The organism is Arthrobacter sp. 10L424, assembly GCF_056395325.1.
Genome location: NZ_JBFTJH010000003.1, coordinates 218,289 through 242,603 on the forward strand (window position 1 = coordinate 218,289; position 24,315 = coordinate 242,603).

The window sequence follows — 24,315 nt, forward strand, 5'->3', positions numbered from 1 at the left end:
TCCAGTGACATCAACCCACCCAGTGTCCGCCGGAGGGGGCAGCCAATCAGCTGCTTCCTCCGGCGGGGACGCCCCCGTACTCTCCGTTGACCCTTCGGAGGATTTCACGCCCGAGCAACTCGCCGCCCAATGGGAAGACGAGAAACCGCCTGCCGCCGGCCCCCTCGCCAACGCGGCTTCCTCGCTGGTGGTCCTTGGCGTCGGCATCGGCGCGCTCGTGCTGTCGGTGGTGATGGGTCTGGGCACTCCGGCAGCACCGCAGCCCGGGCTGTGGCCCTTCATGATCAGCTGCGTCATGGTGGTCCTCGGACTCTTCCAGCTCGTCGTCGGGCGCCACAACCGGGATGCGGAGAAATTCACCCGCCTGTCCATGGCCCCCGTGACCGGTCTCGTCACCCTCGCCGCCATGGTCGCGCTGATGCCGGTCATCGGCTTCGAGCTGCCCGCCCTCGTCCTGTGCGTCATCTGGATGCGGTTCCTCGGCGGTGAAACCTGGCGCTCGACGCTGCTGGTCAGCACCCTCGTGGTGGCGGCGTTCTACGGCATCTTCGTGCTGGCGCTCAACACCTCCATTCCCCACCTCTTCTAGGAGAACCCCCGTGGATTTTCTGAATCCCGTGATCAACGGATTTGCCGTTGTCCTGGAGCCGACCAACCTCCTGTACTGCCTGATCGGCGTCGTCATCGGCATGTTGATCGGTGTGCTGCCCGGACTGGGGCCCGCGGCAACCATCGCCATCCTGCTCCCACTTACCTACAACGTGGAACCCGTCACCGCCATCATTATGCTGGCCGGCATCTTCTACGGGGCACAGTACGGCGGCACCATCACGTCCGTGCTGCTGAAACTGCCCGGCGAGGCATCGTCGGTGGTCACCGTCTTTGACGGCTACCAAATGGCCAAACAAGGCAAGGCCGGCACCGCGCTCGGCCTGGCCTCCATCGGATCGTTCATCGGCGGAACCGCTTCCATCATCGGCCTCACCTTCCTTGCGCCGGTCGTGGCCAGCTTCGCACTCGACTTCGGCCCGGCCGAATACTCGGCCCTGGCGCTGCTCGGGATCCTCCTCGTGGCAACCATCAGCAGCGGGTCCAAGACCAAGGCTTTGATCGCCGCGGCGCTCGGCCTGTTGCTCGCCACGGTGGGCCGCGACATTTTCACCGGCGAGAGCCGCTTCACCTTCGGCAGCCTCGAGCTGGCCGACGGGATCGACTTCGTGCCGATCGCCATGGGCGTCTTCGGCCTCGGCGAAATCCTGTACAACCTCGAGGAACGCCACCGCGCCGCTAAGGCGCCGTCCAAGGTGACCAACGTCTGGCCCTCCCGCACGGACCTGAAACAGGCCTCCGGTTCGATCGGCCGGGGCTCGGTCCTTGGCTTCTTCCTCGGAATCCTCCCCGGCGGCGGGGCGACGATCGCCTCGATGGCTTCCTACGCCATGGAGAAGAAGCGGGCCAAGCAGCCGGAGCGGTTCGGCAAGGGTGCGCCCGAGGGCGTCGCCGGGCCGGAAACGGCCAACAACGCTGCGGCGACGTCGTCGTTCATCCCGCTGCTCACGCTCGGGATTCCGGCAAACGCCACCATGGCGCTCATGTTCGGTGCACTCCTGATCCAGGGCGTGACACCGGGCCCACAGCTCGTCGAAGAGCACCCGGACCTGTTCTGGGGCGTGGTGAACTCCATGTACATCGGCAACATCCTGCTGCTGATCATGAGCCTGCCGCTCGTCGGGCTCTTCGTGAAGATCCTCCGCGTCCGCGCTGCGATCCTGGCACCCGTCACCGCCCTGATCACCCTGCTCGGTGCGTACACCATCAATAACAGCATGTTCGACGTCACCCTGGTCGTGGTCTTCGGCATCGTCGGCTACCTGATGAAGAAATTCGGGTTCGAACCGGGACCACTGGTCCTGGCCTTCGTCCTCGGCTCCCTGCTCGAAAGCTCCCTGCGCCGTTCGCTGCTGGTCTTCGGCGGGGACCCGACAGGGTTCTTCAGCCGCCCGATCTCGGCAACGCTTCTCATCGCTTTCGTTCTGGTGGCCGTCCTTCCGGGCATCCGCACGATCCTGGCCAAGCGCAAGCACTCCATCTCCGGAGTGCCCGCACCTGAAAACATCAAGGAGAAGGTATGAGCATCATTGTCGGTTTCGTCCCCACGCCGGCGGGGGAGGCTGCCCTGACCGCGGGCATAGCGGAGGCGCAGCTCCGGAACGAGGACCTGGTGATCGTCAACTCCGCTCGTGAAGGTGCCTTGGTGGACAAGTCGGTGGCGCCGCAAGACACTCTCGAAGCGGCCGCCCGCCGTGCCGCGAACGCCGGCGTCACAGCCACCATCAAGCAACCTCCCTACCACAATGATTTGGCGGACGAATTCCTCGATTTTGCCCGCGAAGTCAACGCCTCCCTGATCGTGATCGGCCTGCGCCACCGCTCGCAGGTGGGCAAGTTCATTCTCGGAAGCCACGCGCAGCGCATCCTGATGCAGGCGGACAGGCCCGTGCTCGCTGTGAAGCCGGACGGAGCACACTTCTAACAGGCACGGGCAGGCGGGCGTCGGGGGCAGCCGGGCGGAGGCTTTGCCTCAGGGGAACTGAAATGCTCATCGCATCAGTGACGGGCCGGCCCGTCTCGATGCCGATGCCGAAGCACCGCAGGCCCGGCGTGTTTTCTTCATTGTCAATGGAAAAGCCCCGCCTTCGGCTGGCCTCAAGTTCGGCGTGGAGCGCCTGCAGGCTGACGATCGTCGTCGGAGTCAGGGGAGTCAACACGGCAGGCACGTGGCCGCCCAGGTCCTCGGGCCGGCAGTGCATCAGCACGGCTTTGCCCAGGGACGTCGCGTACGCAGGCAGGCGTCGGCCGACGCGGCTGTATTTCCTGTCGTGGGTCGTGGATTCGTGTGTGGCGAGGTAGACGATGTCTGCCCCGTCCAGTCGGCCGTAATGGACCGTTTCTCCGATCCGTCTGCTGAGTTCCTCGACATGGGGTTGGACGACCCGCAGGAGGGGATCGGTGTCCAGATATGTAGTCCCTGCCAACAGGGCACGGATGCCGATGCTGTACTGCGACCGGGTGGCGTCAGTACGAACCCACCCCATGTCCGTAAGGGTTCGCAACAGGGCGTACATGCTGCTGCGCGGGGCGTTCAGTGCCTCACAGAGTTCCCGGATTGTGACCGGTGCGTTGCCGCGGGAAGCCAGGGCCTCCAGCACATCCAGCGTGCGGGCCGCTGACTTCACTTCCCGGACCCCGCCGCCCTGGGCAAGTGGAATGACAAGGTCCGGGTCCACGCGCAACGCCTCCGATGTCGAAGTGTCCAATTCGTCCTAGTATGCACTGCCCGCTGCCACGGCAGCGGGCAGTGCACACCGCAGTCTGTCAACCGGCGGCGCGGATCAGGAGCGGGCCCCGACCTCGGGTTTGACGGCCGTCACGGGACAGCCGGCTTCGAGGATGACCCTCTGTGCCGTGCTCCCCAGGAACAATTTTCCCAAGGGTGAACGACGTCGGACGCCGATGACCACCAGGTCGACCTCGTCCTCGAAAGAGGCGTCGATCAGGACGTCGGCAGGGTCGTCCTCACTTCCCGTGGTCCGCACGCGCGCTGAGACACCCTCGCCTGAGGCGAGGGCCAGGGCTGCGGACACCTCAGCGGGGTACGTCTCGCTCTCATGGGCAGCCGCCGGCCACAGGATCTCCAGGGTGGTCTGCCGGCGTGCCGCCTCCGCGATTGCCTCCTCCAGCGCCGCTTGGCCCTCTTTCGTCGAAACATAGCCGACCGCAATGCTCATTGTTCGGTCCCCTTCCAAAGTTCGGATGTCGTGCTCGCGAATAGGTCAATGGCGGCTGCTTCTAAGGGTGCCGCGTGCTGCGGGGCGCTCAGCATACAGGTGTCACCAGCGTGCCGGACTCGGCAAACTGCAGCAGGTTCGCCAGCGTCAGCTCGGCCATTGCGGCGCGGGTCTCGTGCGTTCCGCTGCCCAAGTGGGGGAGGAGAACAACGTTGTCCAGGCCCAACAAGTCCTGCGGTACCTTGGGTTCGTCCGTGAAGACGTCCAGGCCCGCGCCCGCCAACCGTCCGGTCAGAAGGGCAGCTACCAGAGCGTCCTGGTCCACTACGGACCCCCGGGCGACGTTGATGAGATAGCCGGACGGCCCGAGTGCTTCGATGACCTCCGGTCCCACAAGCTTGACCGACTCGGGACCGCCGGCAGCCGCAATGATCAGGACATCCGAATGGAGTGCCAGATCTGCCGGTGAGGCGCGGTATTCATAGGGGCTCCCCGGCACCGGCCGCCTGTTGTGATAGCTGATCGTGCAGTCAAAGCCCTCCAGCCGGCGGGCGATGACCGTGCCGATCCGGCCCAGTCCGAGGATGCCGACCCGTTTTCCGCTGGCCTTTGTGGCCAGCGGGAAGTTTCCGGCTGCCGGCCACTGCCCCCGGCGCACGTAACGGTCTGCGGCGCTGGTGCGCCGCAGCACGTCCAGGTACAAAGCCAGGGCAGTGTCGGCTACGCAGTCGTTGAGAACCTCCGGAGTGTTGCTCACGGCGATGCCGCGTTCCCGCGCCTGGTTGACGTCGGTGGCGTCATACCCCACGCCGAAGTTCACAACAGCCCGCAGTGCGGGCAGCGCCCGCATAAGTTCCGTGCCAACGCCGACTTTTCCAGAGGTAACCGCGACGTCGAAGTCACCACCGCGGCGCCGGAGAAAGGCTGTCTGCTCCGCCGGGTCGTCCGGGAGCCGGACTGCGCCGTAATCGACGACGACCGCGTCCTGTACAGAGGGCATCAGGGGTCCTACCTGGAGGACGGCTACGTTGTTCATACCTGCACCATAGGTTTCCCTATCAATACGCGTCCAACTTCGAAGTTGTATCGATCAATGCCCTCGAAGCATTGATCCGTCTTTTGGGCCGGAATGACGCGGATCACACCCGCCGGTGGCGCCGCTCACACCGTCAGGGTTGGGCATTTCCCGGTTGCGGGTGGATCCGGCCGGGTTCACATCCCTTGTTCCCTTCCGGTCGGCCCATTACTTTGAGTTCAGCCACAGACCCGAGCTCCATACGTAGACGCGTATCGAATGTCCTGAGGCCCATCCGCCCCGAACCCCGAGGAATCCAATGATGTCTTCTTCAATGCCCCAGTCCCGGACGGCGGCCCTGAAATGGCCGGCCGTCGCCACCGGCGCTTTGCTGCTGCTGAGTGGTTGCTCTGTTGCCAACTCTGACTCCGGCTCTTCTGCGGCCGGCGGAAACCTCCGGGTGGTCCTGGCCCAGGAGCCGCCCACCTTGGAAGCCTGCGAATCCAACCTCACCTCCACAGGCGTCGTGGTGCGCTCGAATGTCACCGAGCCGCTCATCGAGCGGAATCCCACAACGGGCGAACTGGAACCTCTGCTGGCCACGGAATGGAAAGCGACCTCCGATACGGAGTGGACGATCAAGCTCCGCGAAGGCGTGAAATTCCAGGACGGTACCCCCTTCAACGCGGAAGCGGCGGCCTTCACGATCGACCGGGCCGTCAACTCGAAGCTCGGCTGCAACGTCGAAGGCTACGTTTTTGGTGATGCCGACCTGAAGGTCCAGGCAGTCGACGCAACGACGCTGACGGTGACCACCGCCGAACCTGACCCGATTCTGCCCCTGCGCCTTTCGTTCCTGGAAGTCATCCCGACCACCACGAGCACCACCGCGAAGGTCCGGGAACCCATTGGTACCGGCCCCTACAAGATCGAGAAGTGGGACGCCGGCCAGAAGATCACGCTGAGCAGTTGGGACGGCTACTGGGGCAAGAAGCCCGCCTACGCCAAAGCCGAATACCAGTGGCGTTCCGAGAGCTCGGTGCGCGCCGCGATGATCACCAGCGGCGAAGCCGACCTGGCGATGGGCTTGGGCCCCGATGACAGTATCGGGGACCTGGCAGTCGACTACCCGAACAATGAAACGGTCGCCCTCCGGCTCGACGGCACCAAAGCGCCGCTGAACGATATCCGTGTCCGTCAGGCCGTGAACTTTGCCATCGACAAGGAGGGAATCGTGAACTCCCTCTACCAGGGCAAGCACAAGGTCGCGGCCCAGTTGGTTCCGGAAGGCATCGTTGGGCACGATTCTGCACTCAAGGCCTGGCCCTTCGACCTCGACAAGGCCAAGTCCCTGGTAGCGGAGGCCAAGGCTGCCGGCGTCGACACCGGCGCGCAGGTCTCCCTCATCGTGCGCAACGCGCAGTTCCCGAAGATCACCGAACTGGCCCAGGTCCTGCAGGAGCAGCTGAGCCAGGCAGGCCTGAACGTGAAGCTGAAAATGCTTGAAACCAGCCAGCAGCTGACCTACCAGACCCGCCCGTTCGCCAACGACGAAGGCGCGCCCGCAGTCATGGTGCAGCACGGCAACCAGGCAGGGGACGCAGCCTTCACCGTTGACCAGTACATGCTCTCCAACGGCGCGCAAAGCTACTTCGGCACTCCCGAGTTCGACGCCATGATCAAGAAGGCGGACGCGGCGTCGGGCGACGAGCGCAACAAGGACTTCGAACAGATCTTTGGCTACCAGAACGACAAGGTGGTGCAGTTCGCCCACATCTCGCACCAGACCGGCATCATCGGCAAGGCCAAGTCCGTGAACTACACGCCCAACTCTTCCAGCGGCGATGAGCTCCGGGTCGCGGAAATGACCCCGGCAAAGTAGCCCGGCACGCCAGGAAAGAAGGACAGCCATGCTGATCTACTTGAGAAAGAGGATAGTCTCCAGTGCGCTGCCGCTGGTGGTGGTTATCGTCGGTGTCTTCGCACTCGCCAGAATGACCGGCAACCCGGCCGCCCTGTATCTGCCGCTCAATGCAACACAGCAGATGAGGGACGACTTCACGGCGCGCAACGGCCTTGACCAGCCCCTGTTGGTGCAGATGGCGGACTACTTCGGCGGTGTGCTCCAGCTGGACTTCGGCCAGTCCCTGAGGACCGGCCAGGACGCTGCCGCCATGGCGCTGCGTGCATTCCCGGCCACCCTGCAGCTGGCGGCCACCACCATGGTGCTGGCTGTTCTGCTGGCGCTGGTGGTGGGTTGCTGGGCAGCCCTGAAGCCGAACGGCCTGGCCGACCGCATCTCAAGTTTTGTCTCCATGGCTGCCGCCTCGATACCCGACTTCTGGCTCGCCATCGTGGGTATCTGGATCTTCGCCATCACCCTGGGCTGGCTCCCGACATCCGGCGTGTCGGGGGCCGGCGCCTGGGTCCTGCCAATCGCGACGCTGCTGCTCAGGCCATTCGGTGTGCTGGTCCAGATTGTCCGGGGATCCATGGTCTCGGCACTGTCGGAGCCGTACATCAAGCTGGCACGCAGCCGTGGTGCCGGCGAGCTGAGGGTGGTCACGCATCACGCGCTGCGCAACGCGGCGGCACCGGCATTAACGGTGGCGGGCGACCTGGCCGTCGGCCTGGTCAACGGAGCGGTGGTGGTCGAAACCATCTTCGGTTGGCCCGGCATCGGGAAGCTCATGATCGATTCCATCCTGCAACGCGACTTCGCGGTGCTGCAGGCGGCAGTGCTGCTGACCGCTGTGGCGATCTTTGCGTTGAACATCCTGATTGACATGGGCTACGCGCTGCTGGATGCACGCGTCCGTCCAGTGACGGCAAAGGCCTAGGAGTAGCCATGAACAGTTCATTGACTGAGCCCGCGGCATCTGATCAGCTACCGGCGGCGGATTCACCGCAGGACGGAAAACAGGACGGAAAGCAGGACAGAAGCCTCAGCCTGTTCCGGCTGCTGTTGAAGGACCGGTTTGCCACAGTGTCAGCGCTGGTCCTGGTCGTCGTTGGCCTGACCGCCCTCATCGGCCCTGCGCTGATGGGTGACCTGGCGACCAAGCAGAACCTCCTCTTCGCCAACAAGGCACCTTTTTCCCTGGCCCACGGCTGGGAGTATTTCCTGGGCAGCGATTCGCTGGGCCGAAGCATGCTGGCGCGGCTCGTCGTGGCCAGCCGCACCACACTCTCCGTAGCACTGCCCGCGGTGGCCGTGGCGCTGGTGATCGGCTCCCTGTGGGGCGTCTGGGCCGGTTATCACCGCGGCAGGCGTGAAAACATCTCGATGCGGATAGCCGACGTCATCATGAGCTTCCCGTCGCTGCTGCTGGCCGTCGTTGTGCTTTACGTGTTCAGCCCCAGCGCCGGAAACATCGTGCTGATCCTGGCACTGACCCGCATTCCCATCTACCTGCGCACGGCACGGGCCGAATCGGCCGAACTGCAGAGCAGGACGTTTGTCGACGCCGCGCGGACGTTTGGGGCCAGGCCGAACGCAATCATCGGACGCCACGTCATCCCGGTCGTGCTGCCGACGCTCCTCACGCTGGCCACACTCGAATTCTGCTACGTGATGCTGGCCGAATCGTCCCTGAGCTTCCTCGGCATCGGGATCCAGCCGCCGGACGTCAGCTGGGGCCTCATGGTGTCCCAGGGCAGGCAGTACCTGCAGACCGCATGGTGGCTTTCGATCTTTCCCGGCGTCGCGATTGTGATCACCACCATCGCCGCCAACATCCTGGCAGCGTGGCTGCGGATCGCGACCGACCCGGCCCAGCGCTGGCGCCTGGCCCTTCCCCGCAAGCGCCTGATTGTCCGCATTCCCGTCAAGGAGGCAACGCCGTGAAGACCGCTACCCAAACCGTGCCCGCCGGACAGTCCCGGGCGCACGATGTTGTCCTCAATGTCCGGGACCTCGCGGTGGATATCCGGACGCACCGCGGAACCGTCCGGGCCGTCAACGGCGTCGGATTCGAGGCCCGGGCCGGCGAAACCCTCGCCCTGCTGGGAGAATCCGGCTGCGGAAAGTCCATGACGGCAAAGGCCCTGGCAGGAATCATGGACCCGGTCTGTGACCTGGCAGGTGGAGAGATCGTCCTCAACGGCACAGACCTGGCGGCCCTGACGCCGAAGGAACGGCTCAAGTTCGCCGGCCCCGAACTGGGGATCGTGTTCCAGGACGCGCTGACCGCCCTCAACCCTGTCTACACCGTGGGAACACAGCTCGGCGAGGCTTTCAGGATCCATCAGGGACTCAGCGCCAAAGAGGCCAAAGTCCAGGCGATCGAGCTGATGAAGCGGGTGGGAATTCCCGAACCCGAGTCCCGGGTCAACTCCTACCCGCACCAGTTCTCCGGCGGCATGCGGCAGCGCATCCTGATCGCTATGGCCGTAGCCCTCAATCCGCGGCTGCTGATTGCGGACGAGCCCACCACGGCCTTGGACGTCACCGTCCAGGCCCAGATCATGCAGCTCTTGCGCAAGCTCCGGGAGGAGGGTCAGATGGCCGTCGTGCTGATCACCCACGACCTGGCCGTTGTTGCGGAGGAAGCGGACACTGTGGCCGTGATGTATGCGGGCAACGTGGTGGAGAGCGGGCCGGTGTCCGAGGTCTTCAGCGACCCGCGGCACCCTTACACCAAGGGGCTGCTCGAATCAGTGCCGGTACACGTCGAACGCGGCGCCCACTTGAGCTCCATCCCCGGAAGCCCCCCTGAACTGCATGACATACCGTCCGGCTGCGTCTACCAGTCGCGGTGTCCCCTTGTGCAGGACGTCTGCCGGTCCGAGCGTCCCCGGCTGCTGCCGGTGCATGGCGACACCGCCGGCCCGCTGGACGGCCCCGCCGTCGGCCCGAACGCCGACAACGACACTGACACCGATGCAGCCGCCGACGACGCCGGGACCCAGCGGCCGAGGCCGGGCCGGGTTGCAGCATGCCACTTCAGCAAGGAGATCAACAATGTCTGAGCCGCTTCTGAAGATCGATGGCTTGTGCAAAACGTTCCACGTCGCCAAGAGTGCCAGCGGCAACACCCGCCTCAAGGCCCTCGACGGCATCAGCCTCACGGTCGGCCGCGGGGAGACACTGGGCCTGGTGGGGGAGTCTGGCTGCGGAAAATCCACCCTGGCACGAACCCTCATGATGCTGGAAACCCCGGATGAGGGGACTGTGACGTTCGAAGGAACGAACCCGTTTGGACTCCGCGGGAAGGAGCTGTTGAGCTGGCGGCGGCGGGTCCAGATGGTCTTCCAAGACCCGTTTGCCTCCTTGAACGCGCGGATGAGTGCCGGGGACATCATTTCGGAGCCTTGGGCCACCCACCGGACCCTCTACCCGTCGTCGCGGGAGCGTGAAGCCCGCGTACGCGAGCTGCTGCACCTTGTGGGCCTGCGGCCATCGGACGCCCGCAAATCCCCGCAGGAGTTTTCCGGCGGCCAGCGGCAACGGATCGGCATCGCCCGCGCGCTGGCCCTCAACCCGGACGTCATCATCCTGGATGAGCCGGTCTCCGCGCTGGATCTTTCCGTCCAGGCGCAGGTCCTCAACCTGCTCAATGACCTCCAGAAGGAACTCGGAGTCTCGTACATCTTCATTTCCCATGACCTGTCCGTCGTGCGGCACGTGGCCGACCGCGTCGCCGTCATGTACCTGGGAAGAATCATCGAGACAGGTAACACCGAAGAAGTCTTCGACCATCCGCAGCACCCGTATACGGCGGCGTTGATGTCGGCGTCACCGAAACTCGATGTCACGGGGGCGAAGCGGGACCGCATCGTGCTCAAGGGTGAGCTGCCGTCCCCGCTGGACCCGCCGTCGGGCTGCCGTTTCCGGACCCGGTGCTGGAAAGCCCAGGACGTCTGCGCCGAAGTGGCACCGGAGCCGCAGCTTACGACTGCCCCCGGCGGCGCGCTGCACGTCGCTGAATGCCACTTTCCGCTGGAATCCCTCAGAGGCCTCACAGGCGCGGCAGCCATCGCCGGGTGACAGGCACGGAGTATGCGGTCATCGCCGCGGTGATCTTCCTGGCCGCCTGCCTGCAGGCGTCGACGGGCTTTGGCATGGGCATGCTTGCGGCGCCGGTGGTGGCCATGGTGGATCCTGCACTGTTGCCCGCCACACTCATTCTGCTGGCCCTGCTCGTGACGATCCTCGTGACGATCCGCGAGCGCCACCACCTGGATCTCCGGGGTGCCGGGTGGGCCCTGGTGGGCAGGATCCCCGGAAGTCTCCTGGGGGCCTGGCTCGTGGCCACGCTGTCCAAGGAAGGACTGGCATGGGCGGTGGTCGTCGTGGTGCTCAGCGGCCTGGTGCTGGCCGTCAGGGGGTGGTCACCCGGGCCGGCCCGACGGAACCTTGTTGCAGCCGGCGCAGCCTCGGGCGTCATGGGCACGGCAACGTCCATCGGGGGACCGCCCATGGCCTTGGTTTGGCAGGGCCATCAGGGACCCCGCTTGCGGGGGACGATGAGCGCGTTCTTTATGGTGGGTTCAGCAATCTCCCTGGCCTCACTGGGAGTGGCCGGCGCCGTGACAGCCGAGATTCTCACGTTCGCGCTGTGGATGGTGCCGGCCGTGGTCGGCGGCTACGTTGCTTCGCGCTTCGTCAACCGCTTCCTGGACTCCGCAAGGCTGAAGATGCTGGCACTGGGCGCCTCTGCGCTGGGCAGCCTCCTGTTGATCTGCCAGCTGGCCCTGGCTGCCTTGCAGCGCTGACCGTCGCCCGTCTGCCCCCGACGTCTACAGGGCGGACGGGCCGGCCGGTACTTACGTCCGTGGCACGGCATTCAGCAGCTGCCGGCCGTCCGCCAGCCGTCCGATGTTGGCAGCGATGTCCGCCGCCCGGCGTTCGAACGTGACCCGCGCATGACCGGAGTGGTGCGGGGTAAGGACTGTGTTGTCCAAGGCGGCAAACGGGAGTTTCGCCGGGGGCACCACACCGTCGGCGGGGGTGCCCCACCACACGTCGATTCCTGCGCCGGCGATGCTCCGTGACTGCAGGGCATCGAACAGCGCCTGTTGATTGACGACTGCTCCCCGCGCAACGTTGATAAGGAGGGCAGATGACTTCATCGCCGCGAGTTCCGGTGCCCCGATCATTCCCTTCGTCGAAGCGTCCAGTGGCACGGTGACCACCACGACGTCGGAGGCCGCCAGCAGCTCCTGGAGCTGGTGGATGCCTCCCACCCAACTCAGGGCGACCCCATCCGCGACGCGCGCCTCAGGATTCTTGCGGACAGCCCGCACGTCCATGCCCAGCAGGCCGGCGATCCGCGCCACCTCGGAGCCGATGGAGCCCATGCCCACCAGGCCCATGGTCATGCCCCCCAGGGTCGGATGGAACGGCACGGCGGGGTCGGTGGCGATGGTCCGCCAGCTGCCTTCGCGGACCGCACGGTCAGCGGCCAGGACGTTGCGGGACAGCATCAAGGTGACCATCAGGACGTGTTCGGCAATGGGCCGCGCGTGGTGGAACGTGTTGGCCACCACGGCTTCCCGTGCGAGGTCCCGCAACGGGATCTTGTCGTAGCCGGCGCCGGTGACGTGCACGAGTTTCACGCGGCCGGCGGCGGCCGCCTGATCCGGACTCAACGACGAACAGACCACGACGTCGGCACTCGCCAGTGCCTGCAGCTGGCGGTCGGCCGGCCACACCGCCGCCATGTCCCAGTGGTGCGCCGCGCCGTCGTGACGCAGCTGCTCCTCGAAACGGCTGATGATGGGATCGGTGACCACGATTCTCAGGCTCTTGCGTGAAGACTCGGGTGCGCTCACCACCGTGGACTCTGCAGCTCGTAGGACGGGTGCAGACGCTTCATGTATCCGGTGTCGTCCCTGCTGGTGAGCCCGCATTCCAGATACTGCCGGTGGAGGCGCTCCAACGCGTCACGGTCCAGCTCGATTCCCAAGCCGGGTCCCGTGGGGACCTGGACGGCCCCGTTGCTGAAGGCGAAGGTCCCGGTAGCGATGACGTCCTCTTCCGGGTCCTTCCACGGCCAGTGGGTGTCGCAGGCATAGTCCAGATTGGGCGTTGCCGCGGCCAGGTGGACCATCGCGGCGAGGCTGATGCCGAGGTGGGAGTTCGAGTGCATGGACAGGCCCAGGCCGAAGGTCCCGGTGATGCCGGCCAGGGACTGTGACCGCCGGAGGCCTCCCCAGAAATGGTGGTCCGAGAGGATGACATCCACCGCGCCCGCAGCGACGGCGGGGGCCACGTCAGCGAAACTCACCACACACATGTTGGTCGCCAGCGGCATCCCGACTTCGCGACGGACCGCGGCCATCCCATCGATGCCCGGGGTGGGATCTTCCAGGTACTCCAGGATGCCATTCAGTTCTTTGCCCACCCGGATGGACGTCTCCACGGTCCAGGCCCCGTTGGGATCAATCCTGAGCGGCATTCCGGGGAACTCGGCGCGCAGCGCCTTGACGGCGGCCACTTCTTCTTCGGGCGGGAAGACGCCGCCTTTAAGCTTCAAGGCCGAGAACCCGTACTCGTCCACCATCTTGCGGGCCTGCCGCACGATTCCTGCGGGGTCTACCGCGGGACCCCAGCGGTCGTCGTCCTGGCCGGGGTGTCCGGCCCACTTGTAGAACAGGTATCCGCTGAACTGCACGGCGTCGCGGACAGCGCCGCCGAGAAGATCGCTGATGGGGCGGCCCAAAAGCTTGCCCTGGATGTCAAGGGCAGCCACGTCGAAGGCTGACAGGACGCGGTCGGTAGTGCTGGACCCGGTCACCATGCCACTCATGCCGTGCCCGCCCTGCACACTGTCGTGCTGCAGTGCCGCGGCGATGCGGCTTCGAAGTTCGTTGATATTGAACACGTCCGTGCCGGGCAGGGCGGCAGCCGCGGCTCCAAGGCGTGCCAGATGGCCGGCGTCGCCATAGGTCTCGCCGATCCCGCTGATGCCGGAGTCCGTGTGGACCTCCACGATGGCCCGGAGGGCGTAGGGCTCGTGTACCCCCACGGTGTTCAGCAACGGCGGGTCCTTGAAGGCCACGGGCGTGATGGTGGCGCTCGTGATGGTGACCTGGTCCAAGTGTTCTGCCTGCTCATTCACGGGGTTCACTGCGGTGTGCTCCTTTGGCGTAGGTCAGCGGACCGATCCGGTGCCGTGCGATGTCACCGCCACTAGTGGCTTCCGCTTCCGCTGCTGGAACGAACATAATAGTTCCAACCGATACAAGTCCAAGCCATAAAATGCACTCAATAATCCACGAAAGGTATTGATGTTTTCCTTGCCCCAGCTTGAAGCGTTTGTGGCCGTCGCCGAAGAGCTGCACTTCGGTGCGGCCGCAGTCCGACTGAACATGACACAGCCTCCCTTGAGCCGGCAGATCCAGATGCTGGAGAAGCAGTTGGGCACTCAACTCTTCGGCCGCACCAGCAGAAAGGTTGAACTGACCCCTGCCGGCGTGATGCTGCTGCCCAGGGCGAGGCAAATCCTTGACCTGTGCATCAAAACTGATCTGGATGTCCGGCGCGTCTCCTCCGGCGACGCCGGCTCCATAACGGTCGCGTACACCGCCATCTCCGGCCAGAGCGCCCTGCCCCAACTGCTCAAGCGAGCCGCGGAGATCATGCCCGGAGTCTCGTTCGTTTTGAGGGAACTCGTATCGACCGATCAGATGGACGGGCTGGTCAAGGGAAACGTCGACGTCGGGCTGCTCCGTCCCGTGGTCGCCCGGCCAGGGATCGTTTCCCGGCCCATCATGACAGACCGGCTGGTTGTCGCGATCCCGTCGGGCAGTTCGATTCTGGGGAGCCTGCCGGACATGAACGCGCCGCTGCCCCTGGTCATGCTGGACCGGCTGCCGCTGCTGATGTACTCGACGAAGGAGGCCCGGTACTTTCATGACCTGGTGCTGCGGCTGTTTGCCAGCGCGGGCGCCCACGCCAACATCACGCAGTATGCAAGCCAGATTCCGGCCCTTCTCGCGTTCGTTCAAGCGGGCCTGGGTGTGACCCTCGTCCCCGCCTCAGCTATGGCGTCGTCGCCCCCCGGTGTGGAGTTTCACGAGATCAGTGGAAGCCACGGGATACGGGAGCTCAACCGGGTCGACCTGGAACTCGCCTGGAACGAACAAACAGCGAATCCTGCAGTAAGGCGGATGCTGGAACTCATTGACTCCACAGGACTGGACGCCCCGGCCGCACATGTGAGTGCCCAGCGGGTCTGAACGCCTCCACGTAGGCCTGGCCGCCTCGGCGACGTCCCATACCTGGCCCGGCCGTGGCCTGAAACTGGAAGGCCAAGGGGCCGACGACGACTGGGGGAGAGAACCCCGGTCTCAGAGGGCTCTCAAGCGTCGCCGGCCCCGTCTAACACCGGGCCAGAAGCCCGGTAAGTGAACGTGTTCGGCCCACCGCCTCGCAGCGTTCGGCAGGGGCGCGAGCCTTCTACTATTCAACACCTTTCAGGCACGAACGGGGAGAGATATCTGACGGTTTAATCCAGAGGGTTCATCCTTTCCGGGTGACGGCACAGGGACAGGGAAGTCATAGCGTGGGGTTACGCCGGAACCGGAGAAAATGCTCGGCTGTTGTGCCGCTGGGTGGCTGGCAGGCAGGTTGCCGGTGCCGGCGGCAGTCCATGGCCGTGACGGCCCCGGGGAAGCGAGTGAGCGATGTTGGCCCTGAAGAAACGCGCTGCAGTCACCTCCGAATCGCGGGCGCTCGTCATCGGCAGTGCAGGCTTGCTCGTCCTCGGAGCGATCGCGTTCCTGCTGGTGGGGCGCGAGCCTGTTGCGTTGTCCGGACGGGGTTCCGTGGGGGACATCGCTGCGCTCGGGACAGCGGTCCTCGGTGCTGCAGCGGTGGTGATCGGATCCCGGCAAGGCCGGGGGCCCGAAGCGCCGCACGCCATCGGCGGCGGCCGGACACGCGACATCATCGACGTCGCCGCACTTGCACTGGCGCATGCCTGCATCTTCCTGCTCGGCTGGCTGGCGCTGTTCTCGATCTTCCAGCGGGCCTTCGTGGGCGCAGTCCTGTACCCGCTGGCAGCAGCGATCCTCGTCGGGGTCACCGGAGCGGTCAGTGCATACATCGCGTACCTCTCGGCAGTCACTATGAACGCCTACCGGCTCGCCGCGCTCCTCGCCGTCTTCCTCGTCACCGGGGTGCTGACGAGCATGCTCACCGCGGGAGACCCGCAATGGTGGCAGGAGAACCTCAGCGCCCTGGGCATGAGTTCCGACGTCTCCGGGGTGGCGTTCAACCTCACGCTGATCGTCGCCGGCGTCGTAGTGACAACCCTGGCCGGATACTCGACCAGGACGCTCGACGCGACGGCGGGCACCGCGTCCGCGCGACGCCGGGTGCGCCAGTTGGAATGGGGCATCATCCTCATCGGAGTTCTCCTCGCCTGTGTGGGGCTGTTCCCGGTCGATGAGCAGTTCTGGCTGCACACGGCGGCAGCGTCCGGCATGGTGGTGGTGTTCGGGACCCTGATCGTCCGCATGCGCACGCTGGTCCCTTCGATCCCGACAACTTTCAACGTGCTGGGACTGGTGTTCCTGGCGGTCATCGCCTTCGCCGTCCTGATGTACTTCCCGTTCGCCTATTACAACCTCACCGCGGTGGAGCTCATTGCCGCCTCGCTGGTCTTCGCCTGGCTGATCGTCCTGATCCGCAACCTTGCCGCCGTCGACGCCGACCAGCTCGCCGCGGACCCGCCGGGCCACGCGCAATTCGAGCGTACCGACACCGCAAGCGGGTCCCGCGCACCAGGACTGGACAGGTCGGCCACCGAGTCCTGACGCGGCGGACACGACTATTAGGACGAGGCATGAAGAAACCGCAACGAAGCCACCTGGCCATGGTGCCCATCGCGGACCAGATACGCTCCTACGACCGCGCCTGGCTGCGAGGCGACCTGATCGCCGGGGTGACTGTCGCGGCCCTGATCGTTCCGAAGAACCTGGGCTACGCCGGCATCGCCGGGATTCCGCTGCAGAACGGCCTGTATGCCGCGGCGGCCGGCGCGATCGTGTACGGAGTCCTCGGCTCCTGCCGGCAGATCTCGATGGGGCCCAGTTCCGGCCTGGCGGCAGTGGCGGCGAGCGCCGTGCTCGCGGCCGGTATCACCAGCGAGCAGGACGTCGCCTCGTTCGTTGCGGGGATCACCCTCGCCTCCGGGATCCTGTTCCTGCTGCTCGCCGTCCTGAAGATGGGCTGGATCGCCCAGTTCCTCTCGCGGGCCGTGGTCACGGGGTTCCTCTTCGGCGCGGCGATCGACGTCGTCATCGGGGAGCTCCCGAAACTGACCGGGACCGAGGTCACCGGCTCCAACCCTCTCCAGGAACTGCGGTCATGGTTTGGGACCCTGGGCGAGGCCCAGCCGACCACGGTGCTGGTGGGCGTCATCGCGCTGGCGGTTGTCTTCGGGCTGAAGGCCGTCGCGCCCGGCGTTCCGGGCGCCCTGGTCCTGGTGGTGGGCGGGCTGCTGGCGGCGGCCGTGTTCGATCTTGGTGCCAAGGGCGTGGCCTTGGTGGGGAACGTGCCCAGCGGGCTGCCTTCGCCCGAAATCCCGGACGGCCAGCTGATGTGGGACAACGTGGGGACCGTTGCGGTCGCGGCGGTGGCGCTGGTCCTGATCGGCTTCTCCCAGACAGCGGGCGATGCGCGGGCGTTCGCCGCCAAGCACCGCTACCAGATTGACATCAACCAGGAGTCTGTTGCCCAGTCGTTCGCCAACATGGGTTCGGGCCTGTTCCAGGGGATGCCGGTCTCGACCAGCCTGTCAGCGAGCTCGCTCAACGACCACTCCGGGGCGAAGACCGGCCTGGCCTCCCTCACTTCCGGCGCCACTGTCCTGCTGACACTGCTGTTCCTGGCCCCGCTGTTTTCCAATCTGCCCAAGCCGGTGCTTGCGGCGCTGATCATCGAAGCGGTTGTTATGGGAATGATGAACGTGCCGGAGATGCGGCGGCTGGCCCGCGTGCAAAAATTTGATTTCTGGATTGCCGTCGCGGCCATCGTTGGCACCCTCATCTTCGGTGTCCTCGCGGGCGTCATCATCGGAATCGGGCTCTCGCTGATCTGGCTCGTCGGTGTGGCCACCCACCCGGAGATGCCGGCCCTGGGAAGGGAACGCGGCACACAGGTCTTCCGCGAAGTCGATGAGCACCCCGGCGACGAGGTCATTCCGGGCATCGCCGTCATCAGGTTCGACGGCGGACTCTTCTTCGCCACCGCCGACGCGCTGGAAGACCGGCTGCGCGAGGCAATTCACTCAACACCGGACCTGACCGGCATTGTGCTGGACTGCGCCGGAATCAACTTCGTCGACTCCCAGGGGGCGGCGAAGATGGTGGATGTCGCTGACCTCGCCCGGGAGGCAGGGGTCAACCTGCGCCTCGCCCGGCTGAAGCCCGCGGTCCGGACCATCCTGGCCCGGGATGGGGTGATCGAGCGCATCGGGGAACACAAGATCCACGGAAACATCTTCCGCGCCGTTCAGGCCGAACAAGCCGCCGCCGGGAAGGGCCATGGCGATGAACCGGGCTAGCGGCCCGGCCGCAAGCTCACCCGCGGGGAATGATTTGCCCGGCCCCGACGGACGGCTAGCTTTGGGCTAGCACGCCCCTACTGACCCCGGAGGCGATAACCGATGAACCCGCCCAAGGGCGGCGGCACCCAGGCGGAGCCATTCAACGGCAGGCTCGCACTGCTGCTTGCGATGGCAATGTTTGTGCTCGTCGTCGACACCTCGATCATGAACGTCTCCATCTCCGCCGTGGTGAAAGACATCGGCGCGACCGTCAGCGGACTCCAGTCGACCATCGCCCTGGAGGCGCTGGTCTCCGCCGCGTTCATCCTGATCGGCGGCAAAATCGGCGACCTGATCGGACGCAAACGCGCCTACGTGATCGGGCTGTGCTGCTACGCCATCGGGGCCATCTCCATGACCCTGGCCCAGAGTCTTCTCCCGATCATCATCTGCTGGGCCCTGATCGGCGGCCTGGGTGCCTCGCTGCTCCTCCCCGCCATGCAGTCCCTCATCCACGGAAATTTCGAAGGGGATGCCCAGCACCGGGTCTACGCCCTGGTTGGCGCCTCTGCCGCGATCGCCGCCGCGGTCGGGCCTTTACTCGGCGGCTTCCTCACCACATTCCTGTCCTGGCGTGTCGCCTTCCTGCTCGAGGCCCTCATCATCGCGGTCGTCCTGTCCGGCATTAGGCTCGTCAAAGACGTGCCGTACGCCGGACCCCGGGAACTTGATATCTTCGGATCCTTCCTGTCCATCGTGGGGATGGGCGGCGTCGTGCTCGGCATCCTGGTCTGGCAGGAAGGTGGCGAGGCGGTGGGCGCACTCCTGGCCGTGGGTGCCGTCGGACTGGGTGGCCTGGTCTACTGGCTCGTTCAGCGCAAGCGTCGTGACAAGCCGACATTGCTGGACCCGGATCTGTTCCAGTCGAAAACATTCCGCTTTGGTGCCACAGGACAGATGCTTCAGCAGATCACTTTGGGCGGCACGATGATTGTGCTGCCCATCTACCTCCAGATGGTGCTCGGATACAACGCGATGCAGTCGGGGTTGTCGATCGCCCCGCTCTCGCTCACCATGTTTGTGGTCGCCATGATCGCCGGGAAAAGGTCCGGCAGGCGCCGCCCGGCCAGCCTCATCCGGTGGGGTTTCCTGTTCCTGATCGTGGGATTGGTGGTGCTCGTCCCGATCGTGCCGCGCGCGGACTCCGGCTGGTGGCTCCTGATCCCGCTGATCATTTCAGGATTTGGCCTGGGGCTGCTGGTATCCCAGCTCAACAACTACACCTTGTCCCCGATTTCGGACGAGCGGGTCAGCGAGGCCGCCAGCGTGAATTCGGCCGCAGGATCGTTCGGCCTGTCCTTCGGGCTCGCGTTCGCCGGCGGGATCATGCTGGCATCGCTCTCGACCATCTTCATCGGCATGTCCAATTCCAGCACGGTCCTCGCACCCGACCAACAGCAGCAGGTCGCGACGGTACTGGAAGAAGACGCCCAGGTGATGAGCGACGCGCAACTTCAGGAACAGCTCTCCGGCCAGCCGGAGGACATCCAGAACGAAATTATCCGCATCAACACGGACGCACGGCCCCTGGCCCTCCAGATCGCACTATTCGTCCCGATACTGGCGGGCGCCGTCGGGCTGGTCACGTCCTTCCGCATGATGAGGCTTCCCGATCCCAAATCCTCTGGCACCGGCGAGGGCGCAATCCTGGGTTGAACGGTGCAGCGGTCATTTCCCGTCCGGGATTTCACCCGCAGCGGATGAGGAAAGCACACGGACCCGGGACCGAAAATGTTCGTATCTGCCACTGGTCAGGCAGCCAGGCGATAACCCGGACCTGCAGCAAGTTCCATTCCCACGACGCACCAACTGAAAGCAGGGCAGCCACATGAGTTTCTGGGAAAACTTTTGGAATATCTTCTGGTGGTTTCTTTATGTGTACGCACTCATTGCTTTCCTCTACGCGCTATTCGTCATCATCGGCGACATATTTCGAGACCGGCACTTGAACGGTTGGTTGAAAGCCGTCTGGATCGTATTTCTTGCGTTCATACCCTTCTTGGGCGTGCTGGTGTACCTGATTGCCCGCGGCAAGGGCATGGTGGAGAGGACCGGGGAACGCGCCCGGAAAGACCAGGAGGCCTCGGACGCGTACATCCGACAAGTCGCTACCGCGAGCCCAACCGAGGAGATTGCCAAGGCCAAGGCTCTCCTGGACTCCGGCACCATCAGCCCCGACGAGTTCGAGAAAATCAAGAGCAGCGTGCTGGTCTGACACGCGGCCAGGAGCGCCCCGGCGACTGTGATCGCAGGGGCGTTTCGGGCGTGTTCAAAGCTGCAGGAGCGTGTAGCCGACGATGAACACCCCGATAGCCAGGGTTGCGATCGCCGCAAGCATGCGCCCGTTCCGCTCCATCCAGGCGTAGATGGCCGTCAGCGGCACTTCGGCCCGCTCAGGGGAGCGCAGCCATACGGCGATAGGCACAACTACAGCTGACTGGGTGACGACGGCGTAGGCCAGCACCAGCAAGGCGCCTTGGACCGGCGGCGGTTCCCGGACGCTGATCACCGCCCCGGCCGCGACGGCAAGGAGAATCGCCTTGGGACGCAGATTCAGGCCGAGCCCGAGGACGACGAATTCCCACGGGCGGGCGGAATGGAACCGGGTTCTGAGTTTCCCGACGACGGCGTTGTCTGTCTGGCCCCTGCGCCCGAAAAGGAAGACGGCGTAGCCAATGAGCAAGACGCCGACCAGCAGGCCAATCCACGCCAGCCAATCGTCCTGACGCAGCGATGGCCGGCCCGGAAGGAGCTGCAGCCCGACGGCCGAAAGGCCGACGACCACCACGGAACCCGCGACGCTGCCGATCAGGAAAGGCAGCGCACCCCGCCGCGGATCGGGGGAAAGCAGGATCATGATGGTGATGCTCACGGGCACGGTGCTGATCGCCCCCGCGAGCGCGAACAGCGCCAGGCTCGTGACGACACTCAACATGGGGAACTCACCTGGCCACGGCGATAGACCGGGGGCATGTCAGGCCTTCGGAGTGCTGCCGGGGCCCGGATGTGCCGCTCCACGCCGGGCCCGGCGGGCGCGGATCGCCTCATCTTCCTGCTTGAGGATGACTTCAAGGGCCTTCTTGTCTCCTGTCAGCGGCCGCCACCAAGCGAGGGCCGGATCGGAGTCGAGGAGGATCGTGCGGGTAAGAAGGGTCAGCGGCACTGCCAGTATGGCTCCGACAGGACCGAGGATGACGGCCCAGAAGAGCACTGAGGCGAACGTAATCGTCTCGCTGAGGGCTACGGCATTACCTACGTATTTGGGCTGGATGATGGACTGGATGACAGTGTTGATCCCGCCGTAGATGACAATCACGGCGAGGACGGTGGGCCACCCGCCGGTGAGGAATCCGAAGAACAGCGGCGGGACGATCGCTATGAAGTAGCCGATGTTCGGAATGAAGCTGCAAATGAACGACAGTAACCCCCACAGCAGGGCGCCCGGGACCTGCAGGATGACCAGGAGGAGCCAGTTGAAGATGCCTTGGGCTACCCCGAGGACGGTGGTGGCCACCATGTACCGGCGGACGCCGCGCGCAAAGTCGTTGAAGGCGGTGACCAGGTCCGGCCGGTGGTAGGTCAGGTGCGTCAACAGGGCCGGCATGCGCGAGCCATCCACAGCCATGAGGATCAGCATCGTCAGGATGACCACGAGGCTGGCCACAATGCTCGCGACGTTGCCGAGGAGTCCGCCAAGGAAGCTGATAAGGCGGCCGGGAGTGAATCCTTGCAGAACGGCCTGCGTCTGCTCGGGCCCGAAGCCCACGGATTCCAGCAGGGCGGTGAGGTTGGCGCCCAGCTGGGCGAGCTGCGGCCCGTACTGCGGCAAAAGGGCCGAGAACTGCGCGAGCGAGGCTATGAATACCGCGGCGAAGCCCGCCAGCAGCGCAAAGACGGCCGCGATGGTGGATCCGGTGGCGATTCCCCGGGGCACTCCGCGCCCTTGCATCCAGCGACGCAGGGGATGGACGCAGAGGGTGAGTATAAACGCAAAGAACACGGGGGTGACGATTCCCCGCATGGCGGCGAGACCGAACGCCACGACGGCGGCACAGGCCAAGGTGAGCAGGATGATGGCTGAGCGGGGGAGGACGGGACGTGGAGATGGTTCCGTCGGTTCCGGACCCATTGAGCCCTCCTTCGTTCGCCTTGGAATCAGTCTAGGGACGCCGCGGCCCGCTGAGTAGGGCCGGGTGGCGCCCCCGGGTCCGGGTCAGCTTGTGACCCTGGCTTTGATCCGTTGGAACTCCTCAGGAGTGATGGTTCCCGCGTCCATGAGTGCCTTGGCTTTGCCGATTTCCTCGGTGGGGCTCGCGCTGGCGACGCTGCGGATATAGGAATCGGCTTCCTCCTGGTCCCGGCGGGACCGTTCCATGGACCGCTGGGCCAGGCCCTTGCCGCGGGCCACCATGTAGACCAGCAGTGTCAGGAAGGGCAGGAACGCCAGGAGGACGATCCAGACGGCCTTCCACCAGCCGCTCAAATCCTTGTCGCGGAAGAGGTCGGCAATGACGATGAACAACGCATACAGGAAGGCGAAGAAGGCATACACGACGAAAAACCACCAGAAAATGTCCCAGAAGTTCTCCCAGAAACTCATTTGGTTTCCCTACTTTCCATTGATGTGGCATTGTCCGTGAACGCAGCCTCGGTTCGGATTGAGGTCAACTGCCGGTCTGGAGCATTGTGCAACCTAGCACCGAACCTCGCTGGCGAAGTCACTCAAAGCGGCCTGGACGGTTGCCACCTCGTCCCGCAAGGAGTCGATGGCTGAGGTGAGCGTGGCGTCGTCGGGAATATCGTTGACGGCGGAAGCGAGCTGTTCTTCAGCCGACCTGACGGCGTCCACCCGTGCCTGGGCCGCGGACCCTGCCGTGCTGAGGAGATCGTCGTAGGTCTTGTCCACCTGATCCAGTGCCGAGTTGATCTGCTCCAACGTGGCACCAGGCTTGAGGGTGTCCTTGAAACCTGTCAGCGCCGCCGCAAAGGCGTCGGCGGCTGCGCACACGGGCGAGACGCTTGGCTGCGGGGTGGGTGTGCTGGCGGTTGGGCTTGGTGTGCTGGCTGTTGGGCTGGATGTGCTGGCGGTTGGACTGGACGTGTTCGCCGGCGGCGTGGCCGTGGTGCAGCCTGCCAGCAGCACGAGGGTTGCGCCGAGCGGTAACAACCAAGCCAGGACTCGTCGTGGCATCGACATGGGAGGCCCCCTCCGGGATGGGCATTCGGCTGGCAGCCCAATCACCGCCAGATAAGACCATCGTTGGCCCGGATCCAGGGGTGCGCCTCACCCGCCGGGGGTGATACGGCGTTATGCGAGGGACGCAGCGCAGGCCGCGGCGACCGGCTTGAGCGCGTCGCAGGGGGCTGTCCGGAGCACGGCCATTTGTGGGAAGATGCGGGCATGCGCGCCAAGGAGCTGCTGAAACCGGTGGCATTCCCGAAACTTATAGCGTGTCCACGTTCGCTCGATAACGATGCGGGTCGGCCGTGAACCACTCCGGCTGAAAGGAACCGGCATGACATTCTGGGAATTCTTTTGGCTGATGATTTCGTTTCTGCTTTATGTTTCGTACCTGGTGGTGCTGTTTCTCATCGTCAAAGACATTTTCTCTGACTCCACGCGCCCCGGGTGGAGCAAGGCTGTCTGGGTGCTTGTCCTCTTAATCCTCCCGGTCCTCGGCGGCCTCGCGTATTTGATTGCCTTCGGGCAGTCCATGTCGCTTCGGCAGGCCGCGCGGAACGATGTGGCGAAAGAGGATTTCGACGGTTATGTCCGTCGAACGGCCGGAACCAACCCGGCCGAGCAGATCGCCCAGGCCAAGACCTTGATGGACGACGGCGCCCTGACGGCACAGGAGTTCGCCGCGCTGAAACAACGCGTGCTTGGCCAGTAAGGGCTGCCGCGGACGATTCACCCGCGGGAGATGATGCGCCAGCCTCGTGCCGGTGGTGG

At 65.0% G+C, this 24,315-nt stretch carries 24 protein-coding genes; 15 read left to right on the plus strand and 9 right to left on the minus strand.

What is annotated here, in order from left to right; genetic code table 11:
• The first annotated feature begins 4 nt into the window (after positions 1 to 4).
• Genes AC1DC5_RS06575 through AC1DC5_RS06585 form a run of 3 tightly spaced genes read left to right on the plus strand, consistent with a single transcriptional unit; the run spans position 5 to position 2,533 of the window.
• The gene (locus tag AC1DC5_RS06575) at positions 5 to 589 is read left to right on the plus strand and encodes a tripartite tricarboxylate transporter TctB family protein (protein ID WP_441403918.1); all 585 of its coding nucleotides are present in this window, start codon (positions 5 to 7) and stop codon (positions 587 to 589) included.
• Between the two features lie 10 nt (positions 590 to 599).
• Positions 600 to 2,132 (plus strand): tripartite tricarboxylate transporter permease, encoded by a 1,533-nt coding sequence (locus AC1DC5_RS06580; RefSeq protein WP_476864607.1) that lies wholly within the window; start codon positions 600 to 602, stop codon positions 2,130 to 2,132.
• Entirely contained in the window at positions 2,129 to 2,533 is a 405-nt protein-coding gene (locus AC1DC5_RS06585) for a universal stress protein (protein WP_441403920.1), read from the plus strand. Before AC1DC5_RS06580 ends, AC1DC5_RS06585 begins: the two co-directional genes overlap by 4 nt.
• Here the strand turns inward: AC1DC5_RS06585 and AC1DC5_RS06590 are convergent.
• The 3 genes from AC1DC5_RS06590 to AC1DC5_RS06600 form a co-directional block, all read right to left on the minus strand.
• Positions 2,448 to 3,317, minus strand: a complete 870-nt coding sequence (locus AC1DC5_RS06590; RefSeq protein ID WP_476864608.1) for an IclR family transcriptional regulator — start codon at positions 3,315 to 3,317, stop codon at positions 2,448 to 2,450. The two genes, AC1DC5_RS06585 and AC1DC5_RS06590, sit on opposite strands and share 86 nt — an antisense overlap.
• A 75-nt stretch (positions 3,318 to 3,392) precedes the next feature.
• Positions 3,393 to 3,788, minus strand: a complete 396-nt coding sequence (locus tag AC1DC5_RS06595) for a universal stress protein (protein WP_441403922.1) — start codon at positions 3,786 to 3,788, stop codon at positions 3,393 to 3,395.
• A gap of 88 nt (positions 3,789 to 3,876) precedes the next feature.
• On the minus strand, positions 3,877 to 4,824 hold the full coding sequence (locus tag AC1DC5_RS06600; protein WP_476864609.1) for a 2-hydroxyacid dehydrogenase: 948 nt from the start codon (positions 4,822 to 4,824) through the stop codon (positions 3,877 to 3,879).
• A gap of 298 nt (positions 4,825 to 5,122) precedes the next feature.
• On the opposite strand from AC1DC5_RS06600, the gene AC1DC5_RS06605 reads away from it, so the two are divergent.
• Genes AC1DC5_RS06605 through AC1DC5_RS06630 form a run of 6 tightly spaced genes read left to right on the plus strand, consistent with a single transcriptional unit; the run spans position 5,123 to position 11,520 of the window.
• On the plus strand, positions 5,123 to 6,685 hold the full coding sequence (locus AC1DC5_RS06605; protein WP_476864610.1) for an ABC transporter substrate-binding protein: 1,563 nt from the start codon (positions 5,123 to 5,125) through the stop codon (positions 6,683 to 6,685).
• 28 nt (positions 6,686 to 6,713) lie between these two features.
• The gene (locus AC1DC5_RS06610; protein WP_441403925.1) at positions 6,714 to 7,643 is read left to right on the plus strand and encodes an ABC transporter permease; all 930 of its coding nucleotides are present in this window, start codon (positions 6,714 to 6,716) and stop codon (positions 7,641 to 7,643) included.
• Between the two features lie 8 nt (positions 7,644 to 7,651).
• Positions 7,652 to 8,650, plus strand: a complete 999-nt coding sequence (locus tag AC1DC5_RS06615; protein ID WP_441403926.1) for an ABC transporter permease — start codon at positions 7,652 to 7,654, stop codon at positions 8,648 to 8,650.
• Positions 8,647 to 9,774: an ABC transporter ATP-binding protein gene (locus tag AC1DC5_RS06620; protein WP_476864611.1), complete on the plus strand. Its 1,128-nt coding sequence runs from the start codon at positions 8,647 to 8,649 to the stop codon at positions 9,772 to 9,774. Before AC1DC5_RS06615 ends, AC1DC5_RS06620 begins: the two co-directional genes overlap by 4 nt.
• Positions 9,767 to 10,792 carry an ABC transporter ATP-binding protein gene (locus AC1DC5_RS06625; RefSeq protein WP_476864612.1) on the plus strand — a complete coding sequence of 342 codons (1,026 nt, stop codon included), beginning with the start codon at positions 9,767 to 9,769 and terminating at the stop codon, positions 10,790 to 10,792. Before AC1DC5_RS06620 ends, AC1DC5_RS06625 begins: the two co-directional genes overlap by 8 nt.
• Positions 10,789 to 11,520 (plus strand): sulfite exporter TauE/SafE family protein, encoded by a 732-nt coding sequence (locus tag AC1DC5_RS06630; RefSeq protein ID WP_441403929.1) that lies wholly within the window; start codon positions 10,789 to 10,791, stop codon positions 11,518 to 11,520. Before AC1DC5_RS06625 ends, AC1DC5_RS06630 begins: the two co-directional genes overlap by 4 nt.
• Positions 11,521 to 11,571: 51 nt before the next feature.
• Here AC1DC5_RS06630 and AC1DC5_RS06635 read toward each other — a convergent pair whose 3' ends face one another.
• The gene (locus AC1DC5_RS06635; RefSeq protein WP_476864613.1) at positions 11,572 to 12,579 is read right to left on the minus strand and encodes a 2-hydroxyacid dehydrogenase; all 1,008 of its coding nucleotides are present in this window, start codon (positions 12,577 to 12,579) and stop codon (positions 11,572 to 11,574) included.
• Positions 12,576 to 13,877: a glucarate dehydratase family protein gene (locus AC1DC5_RS06640; RefSeq protein WP_476864614.1), complete on the minus strand. Its 1,302-nt coding sequence runs from the start codon at positions 13,875 to 13,877 to the stop codon at positions 12,576 to 12,578. The genes AC1DC5_RS06635 and AC1DC5_RS06640 overlap by 4 nt, the downstream gene beginning before the upstream one ends.
• Positions 13,878 to 14,037: 160 nt before the next feature.
• Here AC1DC5_RS06640 and AC1DC5_RS06645 point away from each other — a divergent pair, with 160 nt between their 5' ends.
• From AC1DC5_RS06645 to AC1DC5_RS06665, 5 genes are all read left to right on the plus strand, one after another.
• Complete coding sequence (locus AC1DC5_RS06645; protein WP_476864615.1) at positions 14,038 to 14,988, plus strand: LysR substrate-binding domain-containing protein; 951 nt, start codon at positions 14,038 to 14,040, stop codon at positions 14,986 to 14,988.
• Positions 14,989 to 15,435: 447 nt separating this feature from the next.
• Positions 15,436 to 16,569 (plus strand): hypothetical protein, encoded by a 1,134-nt coding sequence (locus AC1DC5_RS06650; RefSeq protein ID WP_476864616.1) that lies wholly within the window; start codon positions 15,436 to 15,438, stop codon positions 16,567 to 16,569.
• A gap of 29 nt (positions 16,570 to 16,598) precedes the next feature.
• A complete protein-coding gene (locus AC1DC5_RS06655) occupies positions 16,599 to 18,320 on the plus strand; it encodes a SulP family inorganic anion transporter (RefSeq protein ID WP_476864617.1) in 1,722 nt (573 codons plus the stop codon).
• Between the two features lie 102 nt (positions 18,321 to 18,422).
• On the plus strand, positions 18,423 to 20,018 hold the full coding sequence (locus tag AC1DC5_RS06660; protein WP_476864618.1) for an MFS transporter: 1,596 nt from the start codon (positions 18,423 to 18,425) through the stop codon (positions 20,016 to 20,018).
• A gap of 172 nt (positions 20,019 to 20,190) precedes the next feature.
• Positions 20,191 to 20,577, plus strand: coding sequence for an SHOCT domain-containing protein (locus AC1DC5_RS06665; RefSeq protein ID WP_476864619.1), 387 nt, complete (start codon positions 20,191 to 20,193; stop codon positions 20,575 to 20,577).
• Between the two features lie 54 nt (positions 20,578 to 20,631).
• On the opposite strand, the gene AC1DC5_RS06670 is transcribed toward AC1DC5_RS06665, so the two are convergent.
• The 4 genes from AC1DC5_RS06670 to AC1DC5_RS06685 form a co-directional block, all read right to left on the minus strand.
• Positions 20,632 to 21,297, minus strand: a complete 666-nt coding sequence (locus tag AC1DC5_RS06670; protein WP_476864620.1) for a GAP family protein — start codon at positions 21,295 to 21,297, stop codon at positions 20,632 to 20,634.
• A gap of 39 nt (positions 21,298 to 21,336) precedes the next feature.
• Complete coding sequence (locus AC1DC5_RS06675) at positions 21,337 to 22,491, minus strand: AI-2E family transporter (RefSeq protein WP_476864621.1); 1,155 nt, start codon at positions 22,489 to 22,491, stop codon at positions 21,337 to 21,339.
• A gap of 84 nt (positions 22,492 to 22,575) precedes the next feature.
• Positions 22,576 to 22,962: an SHOCT domain-containing protein gene (locus AC1DC5_RS06680; protein ID WP_476864622.1), complete on the minus strand. Its 387-nt coding sequence runs from the start codon at positions 22,960 to 22,962 to the stop codon at positions 22,576 to 22,578.
• 93 nt (positions 22,963 to 23,055) lie between these two features.
• Positions 23,056 to 23,370 (minus strand): hypothetical protein, encoded by a 315-nt coding sequence (locus AC1DC5_RS06685; protein WP_476864623.1) that lies wholly within the window; start codon positions 23,368 to 23,370, stop codon positions 23,056 to 23,058.
• Between the two features lie 508 nt (positions 23,371 to 23,878).
• On the opposite strand from AC1DC5_RS06685, the gene AC1DC5_RS06690 reads away from it, so the two are divergent.
• Positions 23,879 to 24,256 (plus strand): PLDc N-terminal domain-containing protein, encoded by a 378-nt coding sequence (locus AC1DC5_RS06690; protein WP_476864624.1) that lies wholly within the window; start codon positions 23,879 to 23,881, stop codon positions 24,254 to 24,256.
• Positions 24,257 to 24,315 lie beyond the last annotated feature (59 nt).

Excerpts from the sequence above, each read along its gene's own strand:
- AC1DC5_RS06585 (WP_441403920.1), top strand. The coding sequence starts at position 2,129 with ATGAGCATCATTGTCGGTTTCGTCCCCACGCCGGCGGGGGAGGCTGCC.
- AC1DC5_RS06595 (WP_441403922.1), bottom strand. The coding sequence starts at position 3,788 with ATGAGCATTGCGGTCGGCTATGTTTCGACGAAAGAGGGCCAAGCGGCG.
- AC1DC5_RS06600 (WP_476864609.1), bottom strand. The coding sequence starts at position 4,824 with ATGAACAACGTAGCCGTCCTCCAGGTAGGACCCCTGATGCCCTCTGTA.
- AC1DC5_RS06605 (WP_476864610.1), top strand. The coding sequence starts at position 5,123 with ATGATGTCTTCTTCAATGCCCCAGTCCCGGACGGCGGCCCTGAAATGG.
- AC1DC5_RS06610 (WP_441403925.1), top strand. The coding sequence starts at position 6,714 with ATGCTGATCTACTTGAGAAAGAGGATAGTCTCCAGTGCGCTGCCGCTG.
- AC1DC5_RS06615 (WP_441403926.1), top strand. The coding sequence starts at position 7,652 with ATGAACAGTTCATTGACTGAGCCCGCGGCATCTGATCAGCTACCGGCG.
- AC1DC5_RS06625 (WP_476864612.1), top strand. The coding sequence starts at position 9,767 with ATGTCTGAGCCGCTTCTGAAGATCGATGGCTTGTGCAAAACGTTCCAC.
- AC1DC5_RS06645 (WP_476864615.1), top strand. The coding sequence starts at position 14,038 with ATGTTTTCCTTGCCCCAGCTTGAAGCGTTTGTGGCCGTCGCCGAAGAG.
- AC1DC5_RS06650 (WP_476864616.1), top strand. The coding sequence starts at position 15,436 with ATGTTGGCCCTGAAGAAACGCGCTGCAGTCACCTCCGAATCGCGGGCG.
- AC1DC5_RS06655 (WP_476864617.1), top strand. The coding sequence starts at position 16,599 with ATGAAGAAACCGCAACGAAGCCACCTGGCCATGGTGCCCATCGCGGAC.
- AC1DC5_RS06660 (WP_476864618.1), top strand. The coding sequence starts at position 18,423 with ATGAACCCGCCCAAGGGCGGCGGCACCCAGGCGGAGCCATTCAACGGC.
- AC1DC5_RS06665 (WP_476864619.1), top strand. The coding sequence starts at position 20,191 with ATGAGTTTCTGGGAAAACTTTTGGAATATCTTCTGGTGGTTTCTTTAT.
- AC1DC5_RS06670 (WP_476864620.1), bottom strand. The coding sequence starts at position 21,297 with ATGTTGAGTGTCGTCACGAGCCTGGCGCTGTTCGCGCTCGCGGGGGCG.
- AC1DC5_RS06675 (WP_476864621.1), bottom strand. The coding sequence starts at position 22,491 with ATGGGTCCGGAACCGACGGAACCATCTCCACGTCCCGTCCTCCCCCGC.
- AC1DC5_RS06680 (WP_476864622.1), bottom strand. The coding sequence starts at position 22,962 with ATGAGTTTCTGGGAGAACTTCTGGGACATTTTCTGGTGGTTTTTCGTC.
- AC1DC5_RS06690 (WP_476864624.1), top strand. The coding sequence starts at position 23,879 with ATGACATTCTGGGAATTCTTTTGGCTGATGATTTCGTTTCTGCTTTAT.